Raw genomic sequence first — 11,285 nt, 5'->3', positions numbered from 1 at the left:
CAAACTCATACGACGCATTTCATCACAGAGGATTTCAATGAGAAAAACAATTTCCCTTTTTACGTTCGCCGCCGTCGCGTTAACCGTTCTTATCAGCGTTTCCGTTTCCGCGGGACCGGAAAGAAAAATCGAATCCACGGTTCACGACTTTATGGAAGATTACGCAAAGGCGGCGATGAAAGCGGCAAAAAAAGGAAAACCGGAATACATCGAAAAGATATTAACCGAACTTCCGAACTTCGCACTCGACGAACAAAAAGCGAAATGGACCGAAATTTCTCAAGAAGCGTTGAAGACAAAGGACTACGAACAATCCTGCAAGTCCTGTCATAAGGAATTTAAGAAAGAATACAAAAAGACTTACAGAAAAAGACCGATTCAGGTTTCTCCCGAATTGATTACGTATCTGAAAGATCTTAAGAAATAAGAATCGATCCGATTTTTAGAGCGGGGGTTTTAACTTCCGGTTTTAGAAATTTCTTGATAGGGAGGAACGATCGTTTCTCCCAAATCTCTTTCCGTTTTACCGTTCAAATCCAAAATCAAAAGAGTGATATCGTCTTCGAACTGATCCCCTCTTCCCGACCAATTTCTCACCGTATCAAAAACGATCTGATTCAAAACCTCGCCCTGAATTTCCGAATGAGATTTTAAAAGTTCGTAAAACTTCTGATAACCGAACATCTGACCGAATTTGTTTCGAGCTTCGGTGACTCCGTCCGTGAACAGAACGACTCGGTCGTCTTTTTTGATCGGAATGATCAGCTGACCGTTTTTGAGATTTCCGTCCAATCCCATAATCCAACCGGGCAAAAAGATTTCCCTGAATTCTCCCTTGGAGTGGTTGAGAATGGCGATCGGAGGATGACCGGCGTTCGAATACGTTATGATACCTTTGTGTATGTCTATGATCAGATACGCCGCGGTGATAAAATGTTTTCCGTATTTACCCATCAATGCGCGGTTAACGTTCTTCAGAAGATCGGCGGGTTCTACCGCTTTTCTGACCTCGATCGAAAACGCAAGTTTGACCATGGAAGCGATGATCGCCGCGGGAATCCCATGACCGGAAACGTCGCTGATAAAAACGCCGAGTCTTCCGTCTCCGTAATCGTGAAAATCGTAAAAGTCCCCGCCCACCGAACTCGCACATTCCATCTTGACCGAAAGTTCGATTCCTTCCAGTTTCGGAAGTTTATCGGGAAGAATGGACTCTTGAAGTTCTCTCGCGATCTTGAGTTCTTGTTCGATCTCGGAAAGTTTGATCTGATTCTCGTATGCGTCGATGCTCGTGCGTAAACTTTCGGCTTGTAAGGATTTGAAACGATCCGCAAGTGCGAACGACAACAAAGTCATCTCAAGCAGAGATCCGATCAAGGATCCCCAATTCGTAAAAAGATTGCTCGGAAGAATCGAAAAGTTCCGCAGAACCGTAACGAGAATAAAAACCACAAGAACGGACCAAGCCATTAAAAAGAATCTAGCCGGTCTGTAACCTTGACGATATCGATCGATCCCCGCGTAAATAACGATCACGGAAGCGAGAATCGGAAACAATGTCAAAGCCTGCATATTCCAAAAGTAGAATATTGGAAAAAAGGAAAGTAAGATCCCTACGATTCCCGGGACCATAAAAAGGATCAGAATCCGATCTAGGATTTTGGTCTTTCGATCCGTATGCAAAAAAGATCTGGTAAACTGAATCGAAAAAACGATCGCGAGATACGCGAACGGAACCAAAAAATCGTTCCAGGTTTCCAAAGCTTCCGAAAAAAGATACTGGTTCCCTACTCCGGTAACGGATAACTGCCATAACGCGAACGATAAAAGATAAAGGACGTAAAATAGATAACCCGCTTCCTTAACGGTAAACAAAACAAAACCGTTATATACGAGCATCACGAGAATCGCGCCGAAAAACAATCCGAACAATATATTCTGAATTTGAACGTTGACTATGAATTCGTAAACGCTCCAAGCCTTGAAGTTCAGGATCAAGGATCTTCTCGTGGCGACGCGGATCAGATATTCGTCCGTAGCGGAGTTTTTGGAAACGAGGCGATAAACCGGATGAAAGTAACGGACACTCTGATCTTTTTTGATTTCTTCGTAACGGATCGGAAACCCGGAAATTTTTTTATAAACGGTAAATTCTTCCGAAGCGGGATTTGCCAATTCCAAAAACCAAGGATGAGAACCGAACTCGTGGTTTTGATAACGGGTTTTAAAACGAACCCAAAAAACGGAACGGGTATAACCCTTGGAAAGGCTGTCCTTACCGAGCTTTTGCCAGTCGGGATTAAAATTCAGATCGGAAAAATTTTCGATCCGAATTTGTGCATTAGGATCTTCTAATATTTGAAGATTCTTGCCTATGTATTGTCCTTTCATGTCGCCGGAAAGGGAAAATACGAATTCTTCCGTTAAAGAAAGAGAAGAGGACGTTTTAGTATGGGTCTGTGTCTGTGTTTGCGAAAATACGTTAGTCGGAATCGAAAAGGCGATTCCAAACGTCAAAAAAAAGTTAAAAAGGGAAACTCCGAGCTTCAAAGTTTCACACCCGCAAGTCCCAGAATGTACTGAAACTCTGCGGGAGAAACCGGCTGAATCGAAAGGCGGGAGCCTTTCTGTAAAAGAACCATATTCTTCAGCACTTTATGTGTTTTCATTTCTTCCATCGTGACAGGTTCTGGGAATTTCTTTTTGAATTTTATATCTACCATGTACCAGGTAGGATTCTCAGTCTTACTCTTCGGATCGAAGTATTTGTGAGAAGGATCAAAAGCGAAATGATCCGGATAACCCGGCTTCACGACTTCTGCGGTTCCTACGATGGAAAGGGGGTTCGCCCTACTGTGGTAAAAGAGAACTAAATCCCCTTTTTTAATACTGTCACGCAAGAAATTGCGGGCTTGATAATTTCTTACTCCTTCCCAAGGAGCGATATGGGAAGGAGCCTTGTGTAAGTCGTCTATCGAAAAGACGTCCGGTTCTGTCTTAAAAAGCCAGTAATTCATTCCATTCCGGCGTTGTACGCTGGGTTGGTTTTAATGCCGTTTTGCTTTTTAGATTTCACGGACTTTTCCGGCTTTTTTTTTGCGCCTTCTTCGTTAGCCGGATGAACGATCACCATCAGTTCTTCGTGAGAAATTGTTTCCTTAGCGAGAAGGGCCTTTGCGAGACCTTCGAACTTGGACGCGTTCTTACGAACCAGATCGCGTCCTTTGTTCAAACAAGTAAGAATGATTTCACGAACTTCCTTGTCGATCATCGCCGCGAATTCTTCGGAATAATATTTACTGCTGTGACCCATGTCTCTTCCGATAAACACGTTAGCTTGATCGCCGCTGTAGTTTACGGTTCCGAGTTTTTCGGACATTCCCCATTCGCAGACCATCTTACGAGCGATGTTGGAGGCTTGTTGAATATCGTTGCTGGAGCCGGTCGAAGTTACTCCGAACTTAAATTCTTCCGCGATAAATCCCCCCATCGCTACGACGATCTGATCGAGCCAATAGGTTTTAGGAAGAATGTGTTTGTCCTCTTTAGGAAGAGATTGAGTAAGTCCGAGCGCGCGTCCTCTCGGGATGATCGTAACCTTATGAACCGGTTCGGTATAAGGAAGAAGTGTTCCGAGAATCGCGTGACCCGCTTCGTGATAAGCTATGACTTCTTTTTCCTTTTCGGAAATGAAGAACGATTTTCTTTCAGGACCCATCATCACTTTGTCGCGGGCTTCTTCGAGTTCTTCCTGAGTTACTCTTTTTTTATTCTTACGAGCCGCGAGTAAAGCGCCTTCGTTGATGAGGTTCGCGAGATCCGCTCCGGTAAAACCGGGGGTTCCTCTTGCGATGGAATGAAGAGAAATATCGCTGGTCATCGGAACTTTGCGAGAATGAACTTTGAGAATTTCTTCGCGTCCTTTGATGTCCGGAAGATCAACCATCACTTGACGATCGAAACGACCCGGTCTGAGTAATGCGGGATCCAAAACGTCCGCACGGTTCGTAGCGGCCATCACGATCACACCTTCGTTCTTTTCAAAGCCGTCCATCTCTACGAGCATTTGGTTGAGGGTTTGTTCTCTTTCGTCGTGTCCCCCGCCGAGTCCCGCGCCTCTCAAACGACCGACCGCGTCGATCTCGTCGATGAAGATGATACAAGGAGAATTCTTCTTACCTTGATCGAAAAGATCTCTTACTCTGGAAGCTCCCACCCCTACGAACATTTCAACGAAGTCCGATCCGGAAATGGAGAAGAACGGAACACCCGCTTCACCTGCAACCGCTCTTGCAAGTAAGGTCTTACCGGTTCCCGGAGGACCGACTAACAGAACACCGGTGGGAATTCTCGCACCGATCGCGTGAAACTTTTTAGGATCTTTTAAGAATTCGATGATCTCGACCAATTCTTCCTTGGCTTCCTCGCAACCTGCGACGTCTTCGAAAGTGATTTTTACTTTCGGATCGACGGTCATCTTTGCTTTGGATTTACCGAAGGAGAACGCTTTGTTTCCGGTCGATTGAATTTGTCTCATCATGATGAACCAGAAGAGACCGATTAAAATAACGATGAGAAGAATGTTGCTTCCGATCACACTCCAGAACTTTCCTTCTTCAGCAGAACGAGCGTCGAAAGACACGTTAGCTCTTCTTAAGGAAGCGATCAGGTCCTTGTCGAGAGGAGCGACCGTAGTTCTGAATTTTACGGGTTTCGCGGTTTTGGATTCCGCGTATTCGGAAGGAATGTAAAAACCTTCGATCACGTCTTTTTCGATTTGGATCTTATTGTATTTGTCGACGTTGCCCTTATACAATTTACCGAGAGGCTTTTTGCCTTCCACCGGTTCCAACATGTTTAAAAAATCGGAATAGGAGACATCCTTCGTTGCGCCTGCGTTGTTTTCGTAGTTGTAGGCGATGATCAAAACGACCATCATAATAATCAGGACGAAGAATACGTTTTTTAAGTTCTTGTTCATGGAGTTCTCCTGTAACTTAGACGCCTGTAAGAAACAATCAACAGGCAAGAGGTTCCTTCAGATAGGATTTCACGTTTCTTCAAAAAGGCAAGGAAGAATTGGCCGATACGGCCAAAACGAAATCGGAAGGAAACGGAAATCGCGAAGATTTTTTTACTTCAAAGATGATATTTTTCGATCACGTCGTCGATATCTCCGAGAGAAATCGAACGAATCGCCGCTTCCGCGTCGTTGATGATCTGAATCAGACTCAAGTTTTCCATAGGTTCGAAATCTTCCTTTAAGAAAGAATCCCGAGCCTTCAAATCAAAACCGTCATTCCAGATTCCGATCCGAATCCGGATGAAGTTCGGAGAACGAAGAGATTGGATGATGGACTTAACTCCGGGGTGATCCGTTTCTTGCGTTCCCTTATCGACTACAATTCTCCCGAGAGGAAGAGACCAGTCTTCTTGAATGACCAGAATTTCTCCCACTTGGATTTTTAGAAAAGAGGCGATGTATAAAACGGATTCGCCGGATAGGTCGCTGAAAGTTTGAGGCTTTAAAAGTACAACTTCTTCCCCCTCAAAATCACCGCGACCAATCAGAGATTTCTTCTTCTTGGTCTTGATTTCAACATTGATGTTATTGGCGATAACATCTAAAATCTTGAAACCGATGTTTGAGCGGTTATTGTTGTATCTGTCCCCTGGATTCCCGAGTCCGACGATCAGCTTCATGAATACCTATCTGTTTTTATCAGATTAGACCTGATTGAAGTTCCGTTTTTATTTTTTTCCTTTCTTGCCTTTAGCGTCGTCTGCGCCTTTAGCTTCCGCTCTTTCAGCGGCAAGGAGAGCTTTCGTTTTATTCACGGAAGTCACGATCGGATCTCCGTTGATTAAAATTTCCCAGCTTGCAGGAACTTTCAACTGGCTGATCTTGATCGCGTCGCCTACGTCGAGATCGGTAACGTCGATCGTAAGGTTTTCGACCAGATCTTCAGGGATCGTTTTAACGCGAATCTCGTGAATGATGTGTTCGAATTGACCTCCGGTCTTGGAACCTTTCGCAATCCCGGTGGTTTCGATACCGATTCTGGTAACGATCTTTTGACCGGGAACAACTTTGTAGAAATCCACGTGACGGATTCTATCGATCTCAGGAAATCTTTGGATTTCTTTTACGAATACTTTTTGCTGGCCTTGGCCTTCTACGTCGAGTTCGATGAGAGTGGACTGACGGATTCCCGAGTGAACCATCTTTTCGAGTTCTTTCTCGTTTACCGCGCCCGAAGTCGCTACGCCGGCGCCGATGATATTCACGGGAACCATTCCGGAGGAACGAAGACGATTGTTTTCGTTTTTACCCGTTTCCGTTCTTTTTTTAACCGCGATTTTGTGAATTGTGCTCTGGCTCATTCTTATTACCTAACCTTAATCGAATAAAGTGCTGACTGATTGATTTGTATGAATCCTCTTGATCGCGTTTGCGAACAGAGGAGCTACGGACAATGATTTCAATTTGTGAATCTTCTTGGATTCGGGGATCGCGATCGTATTCGCAAGAACGACTTCGGTGAAGTTAGTCGCGTTGATACGATCCACCGCCTCGCCGGAAAGAACTCCGTGAGTCGCCGCACAATAAACAGACTTTGCTCCGTGTTTCAAAAGAGCGTCCGCGGCCTTGCAGATCGTTCCTGCGGTATCGATCATATCGTCGAGAAGGATACAATTCTTACCTTCGATCTCGCCGATCACGTTCATAACTTCGGAGACGTTCGCTTTCGGTCTTCGTTTATCAATGATTGCTAATGAACCGTTTACTTTTTTACCGAAAGCTCTCGCTCTTTCCGCTCCGCCGGAATCCGGAGAAACGATTACGAGGTCTTCGATATTTTTGGTATTGATATAATCCGCTAAAACGGGAGCAAAGTGGAGATTGTCCACAGGAACACGGAAGAATCCCTGAATCTGATCCGCGTGTAAGTCCATGGTGAGAATTCGGTTCAGGCCCACAACTTCGAGAAGATCAGCGACGATTCTCGCAGAAATCGGAACTCGAGGTTCCACTTTGCGATCCTGACGACCGTAACCGTAGTAAGGAATTACGACGCTGATGCTGGAAACGGAAGCTCTACGAAGCGCGTCCATGATCAGAATCAATTCCATCAAATGATCGTTAGCCGGAGCCGAAGTGGATTGAACGATAAACACTTCGCGTCCACGAACGTTATCTTCCACCTTAACCGAAATTTCTCCATCGGAGAATTTCTTTAAGTTAATCTTACCGGGTTGAATATTGAGATGAGTACAAATTTCTTCGGCGATTTGTTTATTGGAACTTCCGGCAAATACCGCGATGTCTCCGTTCATGGATGGACGGCCTCCCCTTTGATCATTGCGGAAAGCATCTGCAGGTCTTCGGGAGAATTCACACCGTGACTTTCGAGATGATTTTTCAGTTTCATAGCGCCGAGTTTCTTTCCTGAGTTTCTGTATAATTTCACTAAATCGGGAAGATAGTATTCTCCCTGAGCGTTTGAATTTCCGATTTGTCTGAGAGAATCGAAAAGTCCGTCACCGTCGAACACGTAGGTTCCGGTATTGATTTCGTTGATGAGTTTTTCTTCCGCGTTGGAATCTTTTTCTTCTACGATAGCCGTAACATCGCCGGATGTGTTGCGGATGATTCTTCCATAACCGGTAGGTTTTTCTACAACTGCGGAAAGGATCGTAGCGGAGAATTCGTTTTGTTTGTGTTCTTTTACGATATTGCCGAACGTTTCTGCGGTGATCATCGGAACGTCGCCGCAGGCAACGATCACGGAACCCTGAAAGTCTTTGAGTTCCGGTTCCGCACAAAGAAGAGCGTGTGCGGTTCCGAGTTGTTCGGTTTGTTCTGCGAAGCTGACTCCGGGAATTCCGGCACAAAGAGCTTGGACTAATTCTTTTTTGTAGCCTACTACGACTACGATCCGTTCTACGCCGGATCCTTTCAGGTGATCGAGTACATGGAGAAGTAGCGGCTTGCCATTCAGCTCTACCGCAACCTTAGGCTGATCCGTCTTCATACGGGTGCCCTTCCCTGCGGCTAATACCACAGCGACCTTATCCTGAGTAGGTTTCATCGTTTAATAAATGTCAGTAATTCACTGGCTGGGCTGCTAGGATTCGAACCTAGGAAATGGCGATACCAAAAACCGCTGCCTTACCACTTGGCGACAGCCCAGTTTCTAAAAGTTGAATCGTACGAATGTGAGATTTGGGAATTCCTGTCTCAGCCTGTGCAACAGTTCTTCTTGGATCTCAAGCCCTTGAACCAGCCCGTACATACTCGAACCCGAACCGGTCAAAGAACAATAACTGGATCCAAACTCCAGGAATCTGTCCCTGAGAACTCCCAATTCCGGATGAAGTTGGAAGGCAACCGGCTCAAAATCATTCAAGAGCCTACCCTGCAGAGCGCTCCAATCCCCGTTTTTTAGGACAGAAATCAGATTTTCCGACAGCGTATTCCCATCTTTCTGGGAGCGCCCCTCTTGTAAAGGTTTTTTCAATAAGGAGTACATTTCCGCCGTATTCATCACCTGTGGAGTTAAGGCGAGAATCCCTTGTCCAGAATGAACTTCGATTTCTTCGGAAATTTCTCCTCTTCCGGTAACAAACGCATGACCGTCGCCCAAGAAAAAAGGAACATCCGATCCGATCTGAGCCGCGAGATCGTGCATTTCGTCGGAAGTAAAAAAGGAAAGCCAGGAAAAAAGAAAAGTCAGGAGAGAAGCGGCATTCGTACTTCCGCCACCGAGTCCACCCGCCGGAGAAATTCTTTTCGTAAGATGAATTCTGACTCCGGGGAGTTCCGGAAAAAGAGAACGTGCTTTTGTAAAAGTTTTATAAAGAATATTTTTTTTAAGATCTCCGATTTCGGAAACCTGATCGTATAGTTTCCGTTTTTCTAATATGATTTCGTTATCGGAAATCAGTTCGAAAACTCCGTTGTCGGCGGGTTCGATTTCTATATCGTCGCCCCAGGAGATTTTTAGAAATACGCTTCGGATTTCATGAAAACCGTCCGGACGTTTGTAAGGGATTTCCAATCCGAGATTGATCTTAGCGGGAGAAAGCAATGGATTTTTCCTATCGTCTTACTTTATCGGAGTATGGATTCCATCTCGCCCATGATTCTTTTGACGAGATGCTCCGGACTTTTTAGGATAACGTTTTTTCCGAAAGGAAGAATCGTTTCCAAAAACCAAACTTCCTCTCGAATTTTCGCCTTCGACAAATGATAAACTGTGTCGTTGATCGTTTTGGTTTGAGGAGTTCTTTCGAGACCGAGCTTTCTGTTTAGATTGTAGAAAACTTCCTTCGTATGCCAGATTTCGGCGACTCCGGAAGAATTCTCCTGTGACTTTCGAAACTCTTCGAATTCGGATATATAAGTGGATTTTTTTCTGCCGGCGGGTTCGGAGATCGATTCGTCTCCGATCTTTAAGGAAAGAATATGATCAAGTCGAAAGTTTCGAGGAGCTTTTCGTTCATGACAATATCCTAATAAATAATCTTCTAAAGAATGAAAAAGGAACCACGGATCCACTTTTCTTCGAGTCGATTTTTCGCCGCTTCTGGATTGGTATTCGAGCAGAACGGATTTTCCGTTTCGGATCGCGTTTTGTATATCCGTTTTATAGGTTGAAAGCGCGTCTTGTCCCGCGACCGGAACGATCGATGTGATTTTCTGAAGAATCTTTTGGATCGTTGCGTTCGGGCTCGCATTTGCGTTCGATTCTTGAATATGACTTTCGGCGGCTTCTTCTAAAATTTTTCTTAGAGTAAGCCATTCTCGGATGCTGAGACGAAGACTGGAATCAAAACGAAACGGAAGAATCAATCCGAACGTATCCGTCTCCGAATCGTAATCGACCTGAATCAAATCGGCCACGTGAGGAGTCGCACCGAGAAAAAAAAGTTCTCCGAGTTGTTCTTTGAGATCCTTTTGATTTGTGACACCGGTTACGCTTGAGAGTTCTTCCAGGGTCATTCTTTTTCCGTCACGCAAATGACGAATCAGATTCAATTTGAAATTCAGTCGGACCGTACTTGGATTCATGAAAACCTACGCCTCAAGACTAAAAACGGCGCGCATTCTGTAAACCTGAAATGTAAGATTCTTTCCTGCGTTTATCGTTTGTTGCGCAATTTGTAATCCAAGATCGGAAATTTTCAACGATTTGGAATCCGTTTGCAAAAGTTTTTTTGCATTCTTATTTGTATGATGAACTCGGAAAAGAAAATTCTTAGAAGTATTTATTACCCTCGTAAATTCTATATAGAATTGATGGACCCGGCCGGGGTCTTTATTGGAACTCCGATGCAGTTGATCGACAATCGGATCAAACTTTCGGTCGATCGGAAATTGTCTTCGGTTGAAGGAGATACGATTCAGGGTGCAATCTACGGTGTGAAAAGTAGAGAATCCTGTACGTTTGTCGGTCGCATTGTTTCTCGCTCGGATGCGTTTGGCCACTCTCGTTTGTTGGATCATTCTTGCGTTTTGGAATTGGAAACGGAAGAATTCCTTCCTCCCGGAATTCGGATGGTGGAAGAATCGTTTTGAATGCGGCTTGATGTTGATCGCCCACGCGTTTACTGTGCGTTAGTCGATTCTTGTTTCATGATTGTGATTTCGTTTTGTTGTTTTTATCCTTTTGTGCATTTCAAGCCTTCAGGATGTTCGAAATTTTTGATACCAAGGAAAACTCGTGTCGTAGAACGTTCGAAGCGGGTTTGGTGAAAATTCTAAATGTCTACTAATTCTGTTGTTTGTTAGATCCAGTTGCCAGATGTATTTGTAATTTTCGTGAAACGTAGGAACTCCTCCATCCAAAATTTTCACGATCGAATCTCCAACCCCGACCTCATCCAACGACAAAAGAAAGTTAAAAAGATAACACCGAGAAACCCCGTGTGCATGAGCAAGTGCACCCAATATAGCCCAATGCCCGGTATTCACCCTAAAATTAATCTTTTTCATTTTGCCAGGATTCTGATACAAAGTCGCCCCGGCATTTCGATTCAAACGACTTCTCGCGACCATAAAATTCGAAAATCTTCTCAGAAGATACGGAAGTTTCTTACCTAACTTTCTTTGATCACCCAAAGACAAACGATCGAAATAACTTTCAGGAACGAGTAACGTAACAACCTTATTCGTTCTTTCCGCCAAGGGAGAATCAATCCTTTGATCCATATTTAAAAGAACATATTCCATACCCTAAGCGGTTCCGAGAAACAAACACAAAGCTCAAAGAACCGTCAAA

The 11,285-nt window shown here is 44.4% G+C and carries 12 protein-coding genes and 1 tRNA gene; 2 read left to right on the top strand and 11 right to left on the bottom strand.

Translation table 11 applies throughout. The features are described from left to right. Positions 1-37 precede the first annotated feature (37 nt). Entirely contained in the window at positions 38-427 is a 390-nt protein-coding gene (locus CH367_RS01170; protein WP_100760687.1) for a hypothetical protein, read from the top strand. A gap of 29 nt (positions 428-456) precedes the next feature. Here CH367_RS01170 and CH367_RS01165 read toward each other — a convergent pair whose 3' ends face one another. The 10 genes from CH367_RS01165 to CH367_RS01120 all read right to left on the bottom strand — a co-directional run bounded on the left by CH367_RS01165 (position 457) and on the right by CH367_RS01120 (position 10,075). Next, a complete protein-coding gene (locus CH367_RS01165; protein WP_100760686.1) occupies positions 457-2,550 on the bottom strand; it encodes a 7TM diverse intracellular signaling domain-containing protein in 2,094 nt (697 codons plus the stop codon). Then, positions 2,547-3,017 carry an EVE domain-containing protein gene (locus tag CH367_RS01160; protein WP_100760685.1) on the bottom strand — a complete coding sequence of 157 codons (471 nt, stop codon included), beginning with the start codon at positions 3,015-3,017 and terminating at the stop codon, positions 2,547-2,549. The genes CH367_RS01165 and CH367_RS01160 overlap by 4 nt, the downstream gene beginning before the upstream one ends. Further along, on the bottom strand, positions 3,014-4,981 hold the full coding sequence (gene ftsH / locus CH367_RS01155; protein WP_100760684.1) for an ATP-dependent zinc metalloprotease FtsH: 1,968 nt from the start codon (positions 4,979-4,981) through the stop codon (positions 3,014-3,016). The genes CH367_RS01160 and ftsH overlap by 4 nt, the downstream gene beginning before the upstream one ends. Before the next feature lie 158 nt (positions 4,982-5,139). Then, on the bottom strand, positions 5,140-5,703 hold the full coding sequence (gene pth, locus CH367_RS01150) for an aminoacyl-tRNA hydrolase (RefSeq protein WP_010573531.1): 564 nt from the start codon (positions 5,701-5,703) through the stop codon (positions 5,140-5,142). A gap of 48 nt (positions 5,704-5,751) precedes the next feature. After that, complete coding sequence (locus CH367_RS01145) at positions 5,752-6,384, bottom strand: 50S ribosomal protein L25/general stress protein Ctc (protein WP_100760683.1); 633 nt, start codon at positions 6,382-6,384, stop codon at positions 5,752-5,754. Positions 6,385-6,399: 15 nt separating this feature from the next. Further along, positions 6,400-7,338, bottom strand: coding sequence for a ribose-phosphate diphosphokinase (locus CH367_RS01140; RefSeq protein WP_100760682.1), 939 nt, complete (start codon positions 7,336-7,338; stop codon positions 6,400-6,402). Then, entirely contained in the window at positions 7,335-8,093 is a 759-nt protein-coding gene (locus CH367_RS01135; RefSeq protein WP_100760681.1) for a sugar phosphate nucleotidyltransferase, read from the bottom strand. The genes CH367_RS01140 and CH367_RS01135 overlap by 4 nt, the downstream gene beginning before the upstream one ends. A gap of 25 nt (positions 8,094-8,118) precedes the next feature. After that, a tRNA-Gln gene (locus tag CH367_RS01130) sits at positions 8,119-8,194 on the bottom strand. 4 nt (positions 8,195-8,198) lie between these two features. Continuing rightward, complete coding sequence (locus CH367_RS01125; RefSeq protein ID WP_100760680.1) at positions 8,199-9,092, bottom strand: 4-(cytidine 5'-diphospho)-2-C-methyl-D-erythritol kinase; 894 nt, start codon at positions 9,090-9,092, stop codon at positions 8,199-8,201. A 23-nt stretch (positions 9,093-9,115) separates the two neighbouring features. Then, the gene (locus CH367_RS01120; RefSeq protein ID WP_100760679.1) at positions 9,116-10,075 is read right to left on the bottom strand and encodes a helix-turn-helix transcriptional regulator; all 960 of its coding nucleotides are present in this window, start codon (positions 10,073-10,075) and stop codon (positions 9,116-9,118) included. 132 nt (positions 10,076-10,207) lie between these two features. On the opposite strand from CH367_RS01120, the gene CH367_RS01115 reads away from it, so the two are divergent. Continuing rightward, on the top strand, positions 10,208-10,582 hold the full coding sequence (locus tag CH367_RS01115; protein WP_100760678.1) for a hypothetical protein: 375 nt from the start codon (positions 10,208-10,210) through the stop codon (positions 10,580-10,582). A gap of 108 nt (positions 10,583-10,690) precedes the next feature. On the opposite strand, the gene CH367_RS01110 is transcribed toward CH367_RS01115, so the two are convergent. Continuing rightward, positions 10,691-11,236 carry a DUF1564 domain-containing protein gene (locus CH367_RS01110; protein ID WP_100760677.1) on the bottom strand — a complete coding sequence of 182 codons (546 nt, stop codon included), beginning with the start codon at positions 11,234-11,236 and terminating at the stop codon, positions 10,691-10,693. Between the last annotated feature and the right edge of the window lie 49 nt (positions 11,237-11,285).

It is taken from the genome of Leptospira barantonii, from assembly GCF_002811925.1.
Lineage (GTDB): Bacteria > Spirochaetota > Leptospiria > Leptospirales > Leptospiraceae > Leptospira > Leptospira barantonii.
This window is presented reverse-complemented; position numbering and strand designations above follow the sequence as displayed.

Coding starts and splice junctions, on each gene's coding strand:
- pth (WP_010573531.1), bottom strand. CDS start 5,703: ATGAAGCTGATCGTCGGACTCGGGAATCCAGGGGACAGATACAACAAT.
- CH367_RS01110 (WP_100760677.1), bottom strand. CDS start 11,236: ATGGAATATGTTCTTTTAAATATGGATCAAAGGATTGATTCTCCCTTG.
- CH367_RS01135 (WP_100760681.1), bottom strand. CDS start 8,093: ATGAAACCTACTCAGGATAAGGTCGCTGTGGTATTAGCCGCAGGGAAG.
- CH367_RS01170 (WP_100760687.1), top strand. CDS start 38: ATGAGAAAAACAATTTCCCTTTTTACGTTCGCCGCCGTCGCGTTAACC.
- ftsH (WP_100760684.1), bottom strand. CDS start 4,981: ATGAACAAGAACTTAAAAAACGTATTCTTCGTCCTGATTATTATGATG.
- CH367_RS01145 (WP_100760683.1), bottom strand. CDS start 6,384: ATGAGCCAGAGCACAATTCACAAAATCGCGGTTAAAAAAAGAACGGAA.
- CH367_RS01140 (WP_100760682.1), bottom strand. CDS start 7,338: ATGAACGGAGACATCGCGGTATTTGCCGGAAGTTCCAATAAACAAATC.
- CH367_RS01120 (WP_100760679.1), bottom strand. CDS start 10,075: ATGAATCCAAGTACGGTCCGACTGAATTTCAAATTGAATCTGATTCGT.
- CH367_RS01160 (WP_100760685.1), bottom strand. CDS start 3,017: ATGAATTACTGGCTTTTTAAGACAGAACCGGACGTCTTTTCGATAGAC.